At 60.8% G+C, this 16473-nt stretch carries 15 protein-coding genes and 3 pseudogenes; 14 read left to right on the top strand and 4 right to left on the bottom strand.

The window, feature by feature from the left end; translation table 11 throughout:
- Positions 1-19 precede the first annotated feature (19 nt).
- The 6 genes and pseudogenes from CTP10_RS34205 to CTP10_RS34180 form a co-directional block, all read left to right on the top strand.
- A complete protein-coding gene (locus CTP10_RS34205; RefSeq protein WP_116323163.1) occupies positions 20-1270 on the top strand; it encodes an ABC transporter substrate-binding protein in 1251 nt (416 codons plus the stop codon).
- A gap of 23 nt (positions 1271-1293) precedes the next feature.
- Positions 1294-2049: an ABC transporter ATP-binding protein gene (locus CTP10_RS34200; protein WP_116323199.1), complete on the top strand. Its 756-nt coding sequence runs from the start codon at positions 1294-1296 to the stop codon at positions 2047-2049.
- A complete protein-coding gene (locus tag CTP10_RS34195; protein WP_233528409.1) occupies positions 2033-2749 on the top strand; it encodes an ABC transporter ATP-binding protein in 717 nt (238 codons plus the stop codon). The genes CTP10_RS34200 and CTP10_RS34195 overlap by 17 nt, the downstream gene beginning before the upstream one ends.
- Positions 2750-2758: 9 nt before the next feature.
- Positions 2759-3541, top strand: coding sequence for an SDR family NAD(P)-dependent oxidoreductase (locus tag CTP10_RS34190; protein ID WP_116323161.1), 783 nt, complete (start codon positions 2759-2761; stop codon positions 3539-3541).
- A complete protein-coding gene (gene tnpC, locus CTP10_RS34185) occupies positions 3490-3969 on the top strand; it encodes a Tn3 family transposase post-transcriptional regulator TnpC (RefSeq protein ID WP_271815936.1) in 480 nt (159 codons plus the stop codon). The genes CTP10_RS34190 and tnpC overlap by 52 nt, the downstream gene beginning before the upstream one ends.
- A gap of 36 nt (positions 3970-4005) precedes the next feature.
- Positions 4006-4119, top strand: a pseudogene (locus tag CTP10_RS34180) (H-NS family nucleoid-associated regulatory protein); the annotation flags it as partial.
- A gap of 141 nt (positions 4120-4260) precedes the next feature.
- Here CTP10_RS34180 and CTP10_RS34175 read toward each other — a convergent pair.
- Positions 4261-4701 (bottom strand): potassium channel family protein, encoded by a 441-nt coding sequence (locus CTP10_RS34175; protein ID WP_116323160.1) that lies wholly within the window; start codon positions 4699-4701, stop codon positions 4261-4263.
- A 788-nt stretch (positions 4702-5489) separates the two neighbouring features.
- On the opposite strand from CTP10_RS34175, the pseudogene CTP10_RS34170 reads away from it, so the two are divergent.
- The 5 genes and pseudogenes from CTP10_RS34170 to CTP10_RS34150 form a co-directional block, all read left to right on the top strand.
- Positions 5490-5606: pseudogene (locus CTP10_RS34170) on the top strand (single-stranded DNA-binding protein); the annotation flags it as partial.
- A gap of 295 nt (positions 5607-5901) precedes the next feature.
- Positions 5902-6525 carry a hypothetical protein gene (locus tag CTP10_RS34165; RefSeq protein ID WP_116323159.1) on the top strand — a complete coding sequence of 208 codons (624 nt, stop codon included), beginning with the start codon at positions 5902-5904 and terminating at the stop codon, positions 6523-6525.
- On the top strand, positions 6525-7229 hold the full coding sequence (locus tag CTP10_RS34160) for an RES family NAD+ phosphorylase (protein ID WP_233528407.1): 705 nt from the start codon (positions 6525-6527) through the stop codon (positions 7227-7229). The genes CTP10_RS34165 and CTP10_RS34160 overlap by 1 nt, the downstream gene beginning before the upstream one ends.
- A 640-nt stretch (positions 7230-7869) precedes the next feature.
- Positions 7870-9786, top strand: coding sequence for a potassium transporter Kup (locus CTP10_RS34155; protein WP_116323158.1), 1917 nt, complete (start codon positions 7870-7872; stop codon positions 9784-9786).
- Positions 9787-10027: 241 nt separating this feature from the next.
- Positions 10028-11446 (top strand): methyl-accepting chemotaxis protein, encoded by a 1419-nt coding sequence (locus tag CTP10_RS34150; RefSeq protein WP_233528406.1) that lies wholly within the window; start codon positions 10028-10030, stop codon positions 11444-11446.
- A gap of 385 nt (positions 11447-11831) precedes the next feature.
- On the opposite strand, the gene CTP10_RS34145 is transcribed toward CTP10_RS34150, so the two are convergent.
- The gene (locus CTP10_RS34145) at positions 11832-12365 is read right to left on the bottom strand and encodes a transporter suffix domain-containing protein (RefSeq protein WP_116323157.1); all 534 of its coding nucleotides are present in this window, start codon (positions 12363-12365) and stop codon (positions 11832-11834) included.
- 824 nt (positions 12366-13189) lie between these two features.
- Between CTP10_RS34145 and CTP10_RS34140 the strand changes: the two genes are divergently transcribed.
- From CTP10_RS34140 to CTP10_RS34130, 3 genes are all read left to right on the top strand, one after another.
- Positions 13190-13447 (top strand): hypothetical protein, encoded by a 258-nt coding sequence (locus CTP10_RS34140; protein WP_147316311.1) that lies wholly within the window; start codon positions 13190-13192, stop codon positions 13445-13447.
- 266 nt (positions 13448-13713) lie between these two features.
- Positions 13714-13935 (top strand): hypothetical protein, encoded by a 222-nt coding sequence (locus CTP10_RS34135; RefSeq protein WP_116323156.1) that lies wholly within the window; start codon positions 13714-13716, stop codon positions 13933-13935.
- 9 nt (positions 13936-13944) lie between these two features.
- Complete coding sequence (locus tag CTP10_RS34130; RefSeq protein WP_116323155.1) at positions 13945-15477, top strand: CYTH and CHAD domain-containing protein; 1533 nt, start codon at positions 13945-13947, stop codon at positions 15475-15477.
- A 74-nt stretch (positions 15478-15551) separates the two neighbouring features.
- On the opposite strand, the pseudogene CTP10_RS41415 reads toward CTP10_RS34130, so the two are convergent.
- Together CTP10_RS41415 and CTP10_RS34120 are read right to left on the bottom strand one after the other, a co-directional pair.
- Positions 15552-15785 (bottom strand): annotated as a pseudogene (locus CTP10_RS41415) (anion permease); the annotation flags it as partial.
- A 92-nt stretch (positions 15786-15877) separates the two neighbouring features.
- Positions 15878-16396, bottom strand: a complete 519-nt coding sequence (locus CTP10_RS34120; protein ID WP_116323195.1) for a hypothetical protein — start codon at positions 16394-16396, stop codon at positions 15878-15880.
- Between the last annotated feature and the right edge of the window lie 77 nt (positions 16397-16473).

Genomic DNA, 16473 nt, shown 5'->3' with positions numbered 1-16473 from the left:
ACTATTACAGGAGACATACATGAAACAGGCAATTACTCTGATTGGCGTTGCCGCGTTGTCCGCGACGGTGAACCCGGTTGCCGCCCAAACTCAGCAGCCCATTCGCATGGGCGCGTTGGTAACGCTGGAGGGGCCGTTCGCACAGGCTGGCCAAGACGGTATGCGCGGTGTCGAACTGGCGCTGGAGGAGGTCGGCTATACGGTCGCGGGTAGAAAAATTGAACTGATTAAGGAGTCCAGCAACACAAAGCCAGATGTCGCGGTTGCAAAGACCCGTAAGCTCATCGAACAGGACAAGGTGGATTTAGTCATCGGTCCGCTGTCCGGCGGCGAAGGGCTCGCAGTCCGAGACTATGCCAAAACTGTGCCTGGCAAGACGTTCCTGAACGGAACCTCGGGAGCGCAGGACACCACGCTGCGCAATCCTGCTCCCAATTTCTTCCGTTTCAATACAGACGGCGCGCAGTGGCAAGCTGGATTGGGCAGCTACGTCTATGACGTCAAGAAGTATCGCAACATTGCCGTCGTCTCGGAAGACTACTCATTTCCGTACTCTCAGGTGATGGGCTTCCAGATGGAATACTGTGCGAAGGGCGGCAAAATTGCACAGAAAAACTGGGTGCCCCTGGGAACCAAGGACTATACGTCGGTCATCGCCCGCCTGCCGCAAGATGTTGATGCAATCTACGTTCTGCTCGGTGGGTCCGACGCAGTGAACTTCTTTACCCAATACTACCAATCTGGCGGCAAAGCCAACATCATCGGTGGCAGTGTAACGGTCGACCAGAACGTGCTCAGCACAAAGGGGGCATTCCGCAACAAGATTAAGGGCATGGTGTCGGCTGGCCCAATCGCAGATGCCAATCCTGACCCTAAATGGGCGGCCTTTGTCGATGCGTACAAGAAGAAGTTTCCCGATGGCTTCGACTCGCCTTCGTTGTTCGCACACGGCTATTACCTCAACACGAAAGCTGCGCTCCTGGGATTGGAGCAGGTCAAAGCAGACCTTGGAGACAACCAGCAGAAGTTCCACAAGGCGCTTGCCAGCCTGAAGTTCGACTCTCCGACTGGTCAAGTCTCGCTGGATGAGAACCGGCAAGGCATCGGTAACAACTACGTCACCGAAGTGGTTCAGGGCCCCAACGGAACGTTCCAAAGTAAGCTGATGAAGACAGCGACGGCGGTGAATCAGACCATGGGCCTATCGCGCGAGGCATTCCTGAAGCTCGGGCAAGCGTCGCGCGACAACCCATCCTGCGACAAGAAGTAAGAGTGCCAGGGAGGAATGCGACCATGACCAGGGTGAGCGACACAATTCTAGCCTTACAGGACGTCTGCATCCGCTACGGTGCAATCCGCGTCGTCAACGGTGTATCGCTGTCTTTACGCGAAGGTGAACGGCATGCACTGCTCGGCACGAACGGTGCTGGCAAGACGACCTTATTCAACGCTATTTCCGGTGAGGTTCCGCTGGCTGCTGGACGCATTTCCTTCCAAGGCCGAGAAATTACTGGCATCAAGGCTTACCGTCGAGCGCGACTAGGAATCGCGCGTACGTTCCAGACTTCATTGTCCTTCGGTGACCGTAGCGTCCGCGAGAACATCCGCATTGCCTTTTTCGGATGCCAACGCCAGAGGTTTTCCTTCCGGCCTTGGGCCAGACAGCACGAATTGGAAGCACGGGTCACTGCTGCCTTGCAGGAGTTTGACCTGACGACAGTGGCGGAAAGGCCGGTCAATGAGCTGTCATACGGTCAGCAGCGCGAGATTGAGCTATGCATGGCGCTCGTCGGAAGCCCCGATTTGCTGCTGCTCGACGAGCCTGCAGCAGGTATGTCGCCGGAAGGCAGAAAGGAGCTTACGCGTCGCCTGGACATTCTTCCGCGCTCAATCTCCATGTTGTTTGTTGAGCATGACATGGATGTTGCATTGCGACTCGCTGACCGAGTGACGGTTATGCGTGACGGGGAAATCGTCGCGACTGGTACGCCAGAGGAAATCCGCTGCAATGCCGTTGTTAAGGAGATTTACCTTGGCAAAGCCCATTAGTAGTCTTGTAGTCAAGAACTTGCGCGTAGACCGCGGAACCCTGCCCGTATTGCACGGTTTGGACTTGCGGCTGGAATCTGGCCGGCTCACGGTGCTCGGCCGCAATGGCGCCGGCAAATCGACGCTGTGCCTTGCACTGATGGGCATGCTGCCGGCAAGCGGCGGGTCCATTATGCTCGACGGCGTGGAATTGGTCGGCAAGTCGCCGCACGAAGTCGCTGCCGCTGGCATCACGCTCGTGCCGCAGGGGCGTCGTGTATTCCCTTCGCTTACAGTGGATGAGCATATGCGTCTGATGGAGGGACGTCACCCGGGAAACTGGAACACACTCCGGGTGTACGAGGCACTTCCGCGCCTGGCTGAGCGAAAGACCAACTACGGTAACCAGCTGTCCGGTGGAGAGAAGCAGATGCTCGCCATCGCACGTGCGCTGCTAACCAACCCGCGGTTGATGATTCTTGACGAGCCCTCCGAAGGACTGTCGCCGCTGATTGTGGAGACCGTGCTTCAACTCATCGCCGACTGCCACCAGGAAGGCATCGCCATCCTCCTCGTTGAGCAGAACATGCGCGCCGGCCTGGCGGCCGCTGACGACGTGGCGTTGATGGCCGGCGGTCGGATTGCTCAGACGACCACGTCTCGCGCCCTCGTAGAGGATGAGGAGTTGCAACAACAGTACCTCGGTATTGCGACTCATTAAGAGAATACGATGACGAACCGACTAGCTGGAAAACTGGCGTTGGTAACTGGAGGTTCCGATGGAATCGGACTTGCCATCGCGGCGGCCTATGCCGCCGAAGGCGCCAGTCTGATTCTGGTGGCGCGAGACGAGACTAAGCTGGAGCGCGCGTCACGTCACGTGAGTGAGTTTGGCGCAGAGGTGCAAATCTACGCGGCTGATTTGGCGCAAGCGTCGATGCGCGATGACCTCGTGCGCAAGTTATCTGTTGCCAACTGTGGGCGGCTGATTGATGTATTGGTAAATAACGCGGGAGTTTCCATCTTCACTCCGTTTGGCAACATAACGGAGCGGGAATTTGATGCTCAGGTGAACCTCAACGTGGCCGCCCCATTGTTCCTGACTCAAAGCTTGTTGCCAATGATGCGTGCGAGCGGAGGGTCTGTCATCAACATCTCGTCCTACTTTGCCGACAAGTTGCTGTGGAATCGACCATCTAGCGTCTATTCCCTCACTAAGGGTGCACTGAACTCGCTCACGAGAGCGATGGCATTTGAGCTGGCTCCCTCTGGCATCCGCGTCAACGCCATCGCTCCGGGCACTGTAGATACAGCGCTGCGACGAAACACGATTCAGAACCTGCTAGCCAAACAGAGGGCCGAGATTGCGGAATCGATTTCTCGCCTATATCCGAGCGGGCGTATAGGAAAGGTAGATGACTTGACGGGCATCGCGGTCTATCTCGCTAGTGACGAGTCGGCGTGGACAACCGGAGCCATCATGAAAGTGGATGGCGGCCTATCGCTAACCTGACACGAATTTGTAGGGAGGCGCAGCCCTTACTGTGCCCCCTCCAGAGGAGCGATTCCGACGATACGGTCGAGACGGCCTATGGTCGCCTTGACCGGGCCGCGTTGCTGCAAGCGCAGCACACGTATGACACCACGAGCCTACTGCGCATGGTGGACGATCTCGATGCCATGCTGGCCGAAGCCCGCGCTGAGGATGGACTGCGCGATATGCTGCTGCGTCTGCACGGGATGGCTCATACGGCCATCAACGGCGCAGGGATGACAGTCGCAACCGGCGAGGAAAGTTTGCCGGAATTGGCGTTCGATACACTGGCCGAATTGCTGAAAATCGTCACGATGCTGCAAGGCTGGCTCCGTCAGATCGAGCCGCTGGAGCAGCTGACGCCGCGCAATCGATCGCATAAAAGCCCCGTTCTTCATTACTTTTAGGCTTATGTGTCATTTCCGGCTTTATCCCGGCATGACCCCTGCTACCGCAACGCCGCGGGACAGCGCTGGGACGGGACCGGCGAGATGCCCGACTGGCTGCGGCGGGCGGTCAATGCGGGGCAGTCGGTGGAGTTTTTCCGGGTCAGCTAGTGATTCTGGTTATCCCAGCTCCACCATTACGAAAATAATCATGGCGCTATGGCCGTGCTCTGGGCCTTTGCGTTGGGCATGACGCAGGGGGATGGGTTCCAGCCTGGCGTCCCGGCGCCTGGCATGTGCTTGCTTTCGCGGCTACCCCTGCTGCAGCCGGGCATTATGGTACTTAATCACATCCATGACCGCTGCCGTCATCACCGAGGTTGAGACTCCGAACATAAGGATGCCGTTGGCAGCTTCAATTGGGCCAAGCATGCGCCATTGCTTGGACATAACAATGTCGCCGTAGCCCAGCGTGATGAAGTTGACCGCGGAGTGATACAGAGCAGTGGCGAAATCGGAAAACTCACCTAGGAACATGAACAGCGCCGCCCAGATTGCCATTTGGGCGAAATTGCAGAGCAAGGTCAGCAACATCACGGTTACCAATAGCAGGACATCCACCCATAGCATGTCCCGACTCTTGACGTCGCGCCGGAAGCGCGCATACCGGCGCAGGCAGATGGCTACCACCACGCCTTGCAGCAGCAGGCACAGGACCATGGCCGGAGCGGCGGCCAGTAAATTGTGTAGCATGATTGACTCCGTTTTCAGGGGGCGCCGGCAAAAATGCGTCGCATTCGGGACGCAGAGATCGCAAAGTTAGATCACACTGGTCAGCTTTCGAGCGCGCTTCGGCCGGTGAGAAACGGACGCCAGGCTGCCGCTTCTGGCCGGCTGCTGCCGCGCTCCCTCCAGACTTTTGCGCGTGGACAGGATCCACGTGACGCCGGCGTTGCCAGGGTGCGGCAATAAGGGTTCGATAACGCTGCCGTATCGCGAACCATCGAAAACCGATGAAACCTGCGTCGTCTGGGCGCAGATGCCACATTGACAGAGCTTAGGCTTTCAATGCCAGTGACCGATTGCCAAGGAAACCAAGTATGGACGCGAGCAGGGAACCATCCAAGACTTGCTTGTGCGCGCCTAGGTGGTAATGGCTTTCTGGCCAGTAGCACTTCCATGGGGGGAAAGCAATGTTTGCTGCACATCTAGGCAACGTCGGCCAGTTCATGGTTCCTTAGACCGACAGATTGAGAAACTTGCGAAACATGCGAAAGTTGGTTACGATTGAGCCATCATCCATGGCATCGTCGTTCCTGACCATGTGTTCCTTTCCGAGTGTGGCCGACCTGGCCCGCCGCATGCGTATCGAGCCAGGAACTCTCCTTGAGCGATTCCGTGAAGCCGGCGTCCCTAAAGCTGATGCGCAAGCGCCCGTCCTCCACTCCGACGTCGCGGCGCTGAGCGCGCTCTACCAACAATTGTTGGGGCCTCGCGCCATCGAAATCGAAGCTGAGCTTGATCCGCCGCGGGCGGCCCCGGTGCAGAACCGCGTCAGCCTGGTGGGGAATCTGGGGGATGACCCCGAGACGCGTTACATACCGTCGGGCGACCCCATCACAAACATTCGGCTTGCCACGACCGATCGGTATCTGGATTTTGCGCTGCGCGTCGTCTCGGGCCATGTCACAAGGTATGCGCGCGGCCACCTTCTGCTCGAACTGCTGCAGGGGCGCGTGCCGGCGAAGATGGCTCCGGTAACGCGTTGGGTACTGCGCAATGGCCTTCGCACTCTGAAGGGTGAATCCGATCGCGTACATCGACTTTTGGTACTGGTGTCGCGGGCCATGTCGTTCCCCGCGCAGCGTCTGCTGTCCTGCCGGCGGGCTGATCAGGAAGCGGCCATTCATCCGGCGTTCGCGCCGCCGGCTGTTGTCATCTGAAGGAGTAGCTATGACACCGCGCACCTCGTTCGCGTCCGGCGCTGCCGGCGACGCTCAACTGGTAGAGAAATTGGTTCACGATATCGATGAGCAGCTGGAACATACCATCGACGCGGGCGAGCGGGCCCGCGTGATGGCGATCGTGCGCCAGTGCCTGACGGCAACGCTCGGGCACCCCGGTTCGCCGGCGGCAGGTGTCGAGGATCGACTCGCCGTGTCATACCTGAAGCCCTCGGAGGTCATTGCACAAGGCCTGGTGGCCATGTCGCAGGCGACGCTGTACCGCGCGGTGGAGAATGCCCGCTTTTACTGTGTCACCCCCCGCGGCAAGGCGATCGGCCGCGCATTCCCGGTCTGGCAATTCGCGCCACCGGTGCCGGAGCTGCTCGCTCCGGTTCTGCGCCAGATGACAGACTTGCCGAGCAGCGAAATCCATGCGTTCTGGGTGACACCGGTCGACGCCTTCGACGACCTGACGCCGGCCGAGGTGCTGGCGGGCAGGGCGTTCGAATCGCGTGCCGCGCTTACCGCCGCGCAGAGTGGCCACCTTGCCCAATCCGCCAGCGAGCGGCAGGGCAAGGTGATCGCGCAGCTGGCCGCGCTGCCCTCGCGCAGTACGGACTTGATCAGCTGATGATGACGCCAAATATTGCTGCACCTGAGCATATTGCTGTAACCCTTCCTCCGACGGATCTCCTGCGCCAGGCACTGGCCGGCGCGGAGATTCTCCTGCCCGCCGGCACGCGCGTTTCCCGCGCGGTCCGGCATCCCGCCGCGGTCATTCCGCCTTACGTCCAGCGGACCTACCGATTCGGCCCGCCCGCCGAGTTTGCTGGAACCGACGGACGTTTTTCGGACTACTGGATGTACGCGGCCCAAGACCTGACGACTGCCCTGTGGGAGTCCGGCTTCTGCACCAACGACTTGACGTTGCCCGGCACGTTCTATATTCCTCCAGACGTCGCCAAGAAAGGCTTGATCGCGACATTCACACTACAAACGGACATCCGGGTCCTCGATCTCCACGGCACAGCTCTCAGCAAGTTAGGCATCTACGACCAGATCCACGGCGACCATGCCTGGTGCCAGTGGTTTGGCCTGCGGATGCTCGAGGTTTTGGCCGGCTTTTCCGGCGATGCGGCCCCGCTCGGATTCCGCTACCCTTCGCGCAAGCACAAAAGCTACTTGGCGCTGGCGGTCCAATCGGGCTCGTTGGAAGTGTGGCGGCGCCACGTCGACGTGCAAGTAACGCGGTTTGCCGAAATGCCGGAGTTTGAAATTCTGCGCGCTGACGCTAACTACGCCGAGCCGTTTGGCGGCGGGTTTTCACTCGAGTAAACGCATGATTGGCACAGCGGCCGCGTGCGCTGCTGTCGCTACCCCTCAGGGCTGATATTCGAGCGGGACTTCAGCGCATTCAGCGCCTGCCATCACCCGGTTAGCGCCAGTTGGCGGTGCGCGATCTGCTACAACGCTGACCCGGGCCGCCAGCCGTGGCACTGGCACCCATCGGTTCCCCTACGTTTCGTCGGCTGCGAACCTATCGCTTGCTGCCGGCGTTGGCAAGGAACGAAGCAGGGGGCTTGCGGCCTGAAGGCCATCCATCGCTGCCAAGCCGCCTGGCCGCCTGGTCGATGCCCGGCAGGCGGCCAACCTCGTCGACCCAGCTTCCTGGCTTTCGTGGTGTGCAGGCAGGCCCACTTTCAGGATCCCTCATTTTGGGACCGCTTCCGGTTGCAAGCGCTTGCCCCATGAGGGTGCTCGCAAAACGGCGACGCCATTTCACATCGTCTCTTCGCTTGATACCTCTTCCATCCCAGGGTGGCAGAGCGCACGCGCGCCTGACGAGTGTGTGGTGACATCACCAATGCCGATGGTGAATTCACCGTCTATGCTCTAAATCCAGGGGACGTTGGAGACGCTGGGCGGCTTAGGGCCTGATCTGAGCCCGAGCGTGCAGCGATCAAGAGGAGCCGCCGTGGATGCCGATGCGAATGACCGCGAACCGCCACGCGAGTCGCACCTGGGAGAATCTCGCGCTGCCCTGACCCTTGTCGCGCTGGGCGTCGTCTATGGTGACATCGGCACGAGTCCCCTGTATGCGGTCAAGGAAACCTTCAATCCCGCCCATGGGATCCTGCTCTCACCTGAGAGCATCCTTGGCGGCATCTCCGCGATCTTCTGGTCGCTGATGGTGGTAGTTTCGCTCAAGTATGTAATCCTGATCATGCGGGCGAACAACAGGGGGGAGGGCGGCATCATGGCCCTGCTGGCCCTTGCCCTGGCATCGGTGAAGAAGGTGGGGCGCTCACCTACGCCGATTCTGCTCATAGGCCTGTTCGGCGCCGCGCTCTTCTACGGTGATGCTGTACTGACGCCGGCCATCTCGGTACTCTCTGCGGTCGAGGGCATCGAGGTAGGAACGACGGCCCTGAAGCCCTATGTCCTGCCGATATCCGTGGGTGTGCTGATCGCGCTGTTCCTGTTCCAGCGGCATGGCACCGCGACCATCGGTGCGTTCTTCGGGCCAGTCACGATCGTGTGGTTTCTCGCCCTGGCTGCGGCGGGCATCTACGGCATCGTCCGGTATCCCGCCGTGCTAGGCGCGCTCAATCCGCTGCACGCGTTCGGTTTCGTCACGCTGCACGGCTTTGCCTCGTTTGCCGTGCTGGGGGCGGTGCTGCTCGCATTCACTGGTGCCGAGGCGCTCTACGCGGACATGGGACACTTCGGCAGTGGCCCGATCCGGCTGGCCTGGTTTGGGCTGGTATTCCCGGCGCTCGCGCTCAATTACCTGGGACAGGGAGCACTTCTCATCGTGGATCCGAAGGCGATCGAGAACCCCTTCTACCTGCTCTTTCCGTCGTGGGCCCTGTATCCAATGGTGGCACTTGCGACCGCAGCAACGGTGATCGCCTCGCAGGCGACGATTTCGGGCGCCTATTCGCTGACGAAGCAGGGCATCCAGCTGGGCTATCTGCCGCGCATGAACGTGGTGCAGACATCCGAGAAAGCGATTGGACAGATCTACATACCGAGTCTCAACGGGATGCTGCTCGCTGCCGTTCTCATTGCCGTGCTCGGCTTCGGCTCCTCTTCGAGCTTGGCCTCAGCATACGGCGTTGCGGTGACCGGGACGATGCTGGCGACAACCCTGCTCACCTTCTTCGTGATCCGCTTTGGTTGGAGCTACAACCTGTTGCTAAGCCTGTTCGCGACCGGCTTCTTCATTGCGGTGGACATGGCCTTCCTGTCCTCGAGCCTGCTGAAGGTTGCGGAGGGTGGCTGGTTCCCGCTGGCTCTCGGGACCGGGATGTTCGTCGTAATGATGACATGGCTGCGCGGCCGCAAGGTCCTGCTGGACCGGCTGCAGAGTTCCGATATCCCGCTCAAGTCGTTCCTGGATTCGCTGTTTCTCGCGCCGCCACCGCGTGTGCCTGGGGCAGCGGTATTCCTGACCCCGACACCCGATGTGGTACCGCACGCCTTGCTGCATAACCTTAACCACAACCGGGTGCTGCACGAGCGCGTCATTTTCCTTACCGTGAAGCTCAAGGATGTGCCATGGGTGCCATTGAGCGAGTGCGCCACCGTCGAGCCGCTCGGACACGCCTGCTACCGGATCACGCTGCGCTTCGGCTTTATGAACCGGCCTGACGTCGCGCAGGCGCTTAATGCGATGCCACCGGAGTCTGGCCTCGAGTTCGACATGATGGACACCTCGTTTTTCCTGAGCCGCGAGACTATCATCCCGACTGCCGGCATCGCCAGTGGCATGGCGTTATGGCGTGAACGCCTGTTTGCCACCATGAGCCGAAACGCCGGCAATGCGGCCGATTACTTCCAAATACCGTCAAATCGCGTGATCGAGATTGGCACGCAGATCCAGATCTAGCGCTTCTCGTGGCTGGCGTAGCCGAACGCGGTCGGTGCTGGCAGTGCCGCCAGCACCGCCGAGGCTCGCGCGAACATCCAGTTCGGCTCAACAGCGGATTCATTGAAATGACATGAGCCTTACAGTACGCTAGATCGCAGAACCGCTTCCAGCTGGCTAGTTGCCGATAGCGACCCGGTCGCTCAGACGGCAGGTCATCGGCTGCGCCAAACGTCCAATAAGAACAGGGGGTGGTTACGCCGTGGATCACTGGACTATCCGCACTCGCATCCTGGCGAGCTTTGCCTTTATCCTGCTGGTCATGACGCTGATGGGCGCCGTGGCCTATAACCGGCTTGCGGCGATCGATCGCGAAGTCGGCGTCTTGCAGAAAGATGCCTTGCCTGGCCTACGACACAGCGTCGCGCTGCAGGCGACCTGGAGCGAACTCGATGCGCTGGGCTGGCAGGCCGTGACTGCGGGCAACGAGGCCGAGCGCCTGCGCTACCTCGAGCAGGGCCGCGAAGCTAGGCAGCGCCTGAATGCCGAAGAGCAGAACTACCAGGCCACCATTTTCCGCGAAGAAGACCGGGCACGCTTCGGCGCCTACAAGCAAGTCCGCGCCCAGTACGACCTTGCCGCCCGTGTCTTCAGCGATCCTGCCACCTGGCCGGGCACCGCGGCGGCCGAGGCCATTCTGCGCGGCCCGCTCCACACCCGCTGGATCGAAGGACGCAAGGCGGTGCAGGTCGTGGTCGATGACAATGACAACGCCGCCAGGAAGGCTTCCGCCAGTATCGTCGGGTCAGTCGACCTGGCCAAGACCAGTATCGAAGTGGCCTTGCTGGTGGCAGCGCTGGCCGCCGCGGTGTGTGGCTACCTGCTGCTGCGCGCTGTCACCGTGCCGATGACATCGATCATTGCACTGCTGCAGCACCTGCGCGGTGGCGACCTGCGTCAGCGGCTGGCACTGGGCCGGCGGGACGAGTTCCACGCGGTCGAGGAAGGCTTCAACCAGATGAGCGGCGAACTGACCTCGCTGGTGGGGCAGGCGCAGCGCACGGCGATCCAGGTCACCACCTCGGTCAACGAGATTGCCGCGACCGCGCGCCAGCAGCAGGCCACCGCCACCGAGACCGCCGCCACCACCACGGAAATCGGCGCCACGTCGCGCGAGATCTCGGCCACCGCGCGCGACCTGGTGCGCACCATCCATGAAGTCTCCAGCGCCGCCGAGCAGACGGCGGGACTGGCTGGCACCGGCCAGGTCGGCCTGTCGCGCATGGAAGGCACCATGCAACATGTGATGGACGCCGCCGGCTCGGTCAATGCCAAGCTTGCCACGCTCAATGAAAAGGCCGGCAATATCAACCAGGTGGTAACCACCATTGCCAAGGTGGCCGACCAGACCAACCTGTTGTCGCTGAACGCCGCGATCGAAGCCGAGAAGGCTGGCGAATACGGCCGCGGCTTCTCGGTGGTGGCGACCGAGATCCGCCGCCTGGCCGACCAGACCGAGGTGGCCACCTACGACATCGAGCAGATGGTGCGCGAGATCCAGTCGGCGGTGTCGGCGGGCGTGATGGGCATGGACAAGTTCTCGGAGGAAGTGCGCCAAGAACAGCCCGTCCACCGGGCTGGCGCGCACGTCGTCATAACCCCGCGCCAGCAGAAGGACTAGGGGGGCTAGCCACAGTGTATTCAGCACCCAAACGAGGTCCCAGGCCGGGCCTTTGATCCAGCGCACGGTGGGTATCCTGGCTTCGCGGTTGCCGCGCAACTGACCCTTGGCCATGGAGGGACTCCTGGGATTTGCTTGCCGGGTGGCAGTCTCAGCAGTATAAGGATCGCGAAAGGGAAATATATACCTTACTTCGGGCGAGGCTCGCCGGCCGACTCGGAAATAGCGGTTCCGCAAACCGTCGCGCGAGCTCGAATGGCCGCATGCCAGCCTATCAGGTACCCCAGTCACCGTGTCGGGAGCAAAGTTCCGATGCTCAACGGCGAGCAAGCTTAAGGTTCGTGGTCGGCACTGCTGGTCACGGTAAACTGGGCGATTGCGCGCTTCAGCCAGTGCCACCCGGCTCGCCAGCGTCCACCACGCGCGCTGTGCGGATGAACAGCGCTCGCACCTTGTTCCAAAACTCGCCACCGAGCACGAAGAGGCTAGCGACCAACATCAGGTCGCCGAGTAATTGTGCTTCCCAAAGTTTCGGTCGCAAGTCGGGCCAGATCGCGTCCACGTAAGGCTCCAGCATCGCCGAGACAAGCGGCAGGCAGAACATCGCGAGCCCGACCGCATGGCGAGCCGGCCCAACGGCGTCGACAGGAGAGGAAGGTCTCAGGCGCTGGAGCAGCATGTCCTTCATCCGCAAGAATCCTGGCTTGCCCATCACCGCAACGCTGACCAGCAGCATGATCTTGTTGACGGCCACGATAGCGCCGGTCAGCGTGGCAATGCGCGTGGCGGATGCACCTGCAAAGGCCGCCAAGGGAACCGCCAGCCAAGCCCCATACGCCAAGATTAGAACGCCGATACCGAGCCGGAAGCGCCAGGTAGCAGATGCAAGGGATCCGGCCTGACTGTCGGGATTTGCCATGCTCACACTACTCCTCCGCGGAGGGGGCGTGTTCAAATGCAGTCAAAATTCGAAAATGCCTTCGCCGCCAAATTTCAATCCGACAATGACGATTCATCAACTCGATGCGCGCCCTCCGAGTTGATATCTCTACGTTGGAGACCTGGCTTGTAGGCGAAGGGGTGCTGAACCTCGAAAACGCTGGCTACCAGAAGATTCGATACCTTCTCGAACTGGTATCGGAGAAATCCCGGTTGGTCTGCGGCGCACTTGTGCCCGGACTTCGAGGTACTGACTCGTGGCTTGGGGGCACACTCGACTCGCTTTGGTCAATCTGGTGGAGGAAGGGAGAGGCCAGTCGGCCTGTGATGGCAGACGGCCGTCTCGCGGGGTGAGCTCCGTGCATTCTCGGCTCCTCGCTGCGCAGTTGCTGCAGGGCAGCACCGTTCCAAGTTCTGGCTGGAATCAACAGGGCGCGGCTAGCCCGAAGGCAATGACACCGCTACATCCTTCTGGCAAGACAGCATTGGGAACCCGACGGACGGCTTGCCTAGACGCAATATTAGGTTCGGCTAGAACAACTGTCCACGTGACATCCCCTCCGTGAGGGCCAGACAACTCGCACGGCACCGGAATTCTCCGAGAATGGATCCCGCCTGGCCACGTTATGCTAACGTTTAATTTACGCTAGCCGCAGGGAGCATCGGGCAGTGACCGGTCTCGTCACGCATGCATGTCCGGGGCGCTCCCCAGTGTTATTGATTCCTATTAGCTCTAGGAAGGAATGCAGAGCCGAGGTTCGCCCCGCGTGCTGGCGGACTCTATTGACGCCAGCAGGACGAGTCATGATGGAAAGTCACAGGCGCGCCGGCTACTATGAGTTCAAGGCTTATACCCAGCCACTAAGCAACGGCAAGCACCAAGGTTTCGTGCTTGTCCGTCAACACACGTTGGTGGGAATGCAGCAGTCAGTCTTTCGTGCGGGACGGCCATCGATGGCAGAAGCGGATGCCTTTGCCTTGGCCGAAGCACGCGTCGACGATCTTATCGTTCTGATCGGCAGTGGCCGGCTGCCAAAGGCAACGCCGGTTCCACCTCGCTGACGAACACAGCCATACAGAAAAGCCAGGGCTCGCGTAATGCCAATTGCGAGCAGTCGAGATGTTCTCAATTGTTGCACAGAGCGCCACCATGCAGGTGTGCGCTCAATCAAACAGGCGCAGCCCTGGAGCCGGCGATTTCGCGCTCCTTTCGGAGCCTGTGCAACGAGGTACACGCTTGGCACACACGCTTGCCCAATTCGACGTTTCCGGATTAACGTAAATCAACCGATCGTAAGCCAAGACGAAAGCAGGGAGCCGTGAAGCCCATGTCCAAGACCATCAAGAAGCGGTACCTGAAAGCGCTCAACCGGCAACTGAAGAAGGAGTCGGCGGGCAAGTTCGACACAGTTTTTGCTTTCTATCCACTGGGCGCGAAACCTAAGAACGCCACGGGCATCACGGCCAGTGGCCCTGCCGATCCGCAGGTCCTGGAAGTCATGGACGCAGTTCAGGCGCGTGTGTTCACCGAGTTTGAGAAATTGGAATAATTCGGGGAGATGGAACGCGAACTCAAGCTGGAACTGCTGCAGGACGATGTCGATCGCCTGATCGGCCTACCGCTGCTTGTTGCCTGCTGCGTGGAACCGCCTCACGAGGACATGCTCGTGAGCACGTATTTCGATACGCCAGACTGGTCCTTGCGCCGCCATCGTGCCTCGCTGCGTGTGCGCCAGGCGGGCGGGCACTATGTGCTGACGCTGAAGACCTATGGCAAGCGGTTTGGGGGGCTCTATGAGCGGGAGGAGTTCGAGGCGGCGATACCCGGTCCGACCCCCGATCCTGGTGCACTGCGGGAAAAGTTGCCGCAGGACACGGCCTTGGGCGAGCTGATTCGCCAGGGCGACTTCGCCGAGCGCCTGAAGCCGCTCTTCGTCACGGAGATCCGACGCAAGGTTGCATTGCTGCGCTTGCCACAAGGCGATGAAATAGAGTTGGCGCTCGATCTCGGCCTGATCCGGGCAGGGGAAACTACCGTACCGGTTCGCGAGCTGGAGATGGAGATCCAGGCGGGAGAGCCGGCCCATCTTGCTGCCTTCGCCTTGCAGTTGCTTGACGAAGTCCCGATGCGTATCAGCCGTGCCAGCAAGGGCGACCGGGGCTACGCATTGGTTGCCGGCCAATCCGCAGGGGTTGTTCGTGCCGAGGCACTGAGGCTCGATGATGACGCTTCTGCCGAAGCCGTTTTCCTATGCATTATTCAAGGTTGCCTGGCACAAGTTGCAGGGAACGAAGACGGCGTGGTCAACAGCACCAACCTGGAGAGTGTGCACCAGATGCGAATCGGTCTTCGGCGCCTGCGCTCTGCGCTGGATATCTACCGATCGCTGATTGCCTGTCCTTCGGCACTCCAGGATGACATCAAATGGATTGCAGGCGAACTGGGGCCATCGCGGGATTGGGAGGTGCTTATCCATACCACGTTGCGCGAAGCCTTTGACGGGGCGCCGGCCGACGTTGGCGCGGGCGCTGTGCTATCCTTTGCCAGTGGGATCGCAACCGAAGCCCGGCAGCGCGCGGCCCAGGCGGTGAACTCCGAACGCTACACGCGGCTGATGCTGGCATTCAGCCACTGGCTGGGCACCGCCGGCTGGCGCAGCGAGCTGGACGACCCGCAGCGCTCCACACTCGCCAGACCTGCCCGGGAGTTTGCGCTGAAGACCCTGCACGATCGCCATCACAGGCTGCTAAAGCGTGGTCGACGCATGGCGAAGCTTGATGAGCAGCAACGTCATCGCGCGCGTATTGCTGCCAAGAAGCTGCGCTATGCGACCGAGTTCTTCGAGTCGCTGTTTCCTGCGGGCAAGCTGCGAGGCTTTCGCAGCCACCTGTCCGACTTGCAGGATGACTTGGGATGGCGCAACGACATGGCCGTTGCAGATGGCCTGTTGCGTAGCCTTGGTGCCAAGAACCATGACCTGGCCTTGGGCTCAGGCTATGCGCGTGGCTATCTGGCAGGACGGGTGGATGCGGACAGGCAGGCGCTGCGTCGGCTCTGGAAGCGCTTTAAGACGGCTCGCCTGCCCGTCTAACACGGATTTCGTCCTTTGCGTGCGTGTATGATCCCGACGCCTTTTGCAAGCTTGTTCGTGATGTCAAAGCGGTCCGCCGACATCGGGAGAGGGGCGGTCATGATGCCGACGATGGTGGTGACGAACACAGCGAACGTCTGCCACGCCTTCGTCTCGAGGCCGGCCGGCGCCGGCAGGAACCAGAGGACGATGCCGATGCCGACCGGGCCAGGAAGCTTCCAGAGATTCTTGAGATGCCCTGACGGGGCTGTCGGCTATATGGCCGGGGTGCTTGCAGGCGGGGGAGCCTTGGCGGGCGATGCATTCATGATCAGCCTCTTGGTGGAGGCGTTGTTCCGTAGACCGTGGCGTGCGCTGCGCGCCTGGGCCAGTTGTGCAAATCATGGCATCTAGTTGCACGCTATTTGCTGCCGTCGCGCGCATCCCCGCCGATCGGGTCGACGATGATCATGGTCCGGTCCAGCACGCCACGGTCGTCAAAGTAGGCACTGAAATGCGCGGGCTGGAAAGCGCCAGCGTAGAGCCGGTAGGACCAGGCCTCACGCTTCATCAACGGGTAGTACTGGATCGGCTCGCGCGGTCGGCCAAAGCGCTCGGCAACGTCCTGCTTGGTCCAGACGCCAGGTCGGGCCTCGTAGATTTCCTTCTCCGTCAGCATCTGCCGGAAATTGGTCAGCTTCCCGCTGGCGTCAAAGTCCGCTGCATAAACCTCGAAGCCGAGCGGCTGTTTCGAGTAGATCCACCGACTTGTGCCATCGGCAAGCTGGTATGTCTCCGTGGGCGCGCCGAAGGTGTCGCGTACGGCGCTTTGCGGTGCGCCTAACATCTTCTGGGCCGTTTCAACGGGCTGCAGGGTGGCGCAGGCGGACAACACGATTGCCGCTGCGGCGGACAGGCAGATGGCCAGGCGACGATACATGGCGAACTCCGGAAAATGCGCGAGCGCGGGCAAGTTCAGCATAGTGCAGTCCTGGTCGACCGGAACCAGCCTTGTGC

The organism is Cupriavidus sp. P-10, from assembly GCF_003402535.2.
In the GTDB taxonomy this organism is placed as follows: domain Bacteria; phylum Pseudomonadota; class Gammaproteobacteria; order Burkholderiales; family Burkholderiaceae; genus Cupriavidus.
The sequence above is the reverse complement of the archived record's forward strand: the minus strand, read 5'-3'. Positions and strand labels throughout refer to the sequence as shown.

Coding starts and splice junctions, on each gene's coding strand:
- CTP10_RS34205 (WP_116323163.1), top strand. CDS start 20: ATGAAACAGGCAATTACTCTGATTGGCGTTGCCGCGTTGTCCGCGACG.
- CTP10_RS34200 (WP_116323199.1), top strand. CDS start 1,294: ATGACCAGGGTGAGCGACACAATTCTAGCCTTACAGGACGTCTGCATC.
- CTP10_RS34190 (WP_116323161.1), top strand. CDS start 2,759: ATGACGAACCGACTAGCTGGAAAACTGGCGTTGGTAACTGGAGGTTCC.
- CTP10_RS34175 (WP_116323160.1), bottom strand. CDS start 4,701: ATGCTACACAATTTACTGGCCGCCGCTCCGGCCATGGTCCTGTGCCTG.
- CTP10_RS34165 (WP_116323159.1), top strand. CDS start 5,902: ATGACACCGCGCACCTCGTTCGCGTCCGGCGCTGCCGGCGACGCTCAA.
- CTP10_RS34160 (WP_233528407.1), top strand. CDS start 6,525: ATGATGACGCCAAATATTGCTGCACCTGAGCATATTGCTGTAACCCTT.
- CTP10_RS34145 (WP_116323157.1), bottom strand. CDS start 12,365: ATGGCAAATCCCGACAGTCAGGCCGGATCCCTTGCATCTGCTACCTGG.
- CTP10_RS34140 (WP_147316311.1), top strand. CDS start 13,190: ATGATGGAAAGTCACAGGCGCGCCGGCTACTATGAGTTCAAGGCTTAT.
- CTP10_RS34135 (WP_116323156.1), top strand. CDS start 13,714: ATGTCCAAGACCATCAAGAAGCGGTACCTGAAAGCGCTCAACCGGCAA.
- CTP10_RS34130 (WP_116323155.1), top strand. CDS start 13,945: ATGGAACGCGAACTCAAGCTGGAACTGCTGCAGGACGATGTCGATCGC.
- CTP10_RS34120 (WP_116323195.1), bottom strand. CDS start 16,396: ATGTATCGTCGCCTGGCCATCTGCCTGTCCGCCGCAGCGGCAATCGTG.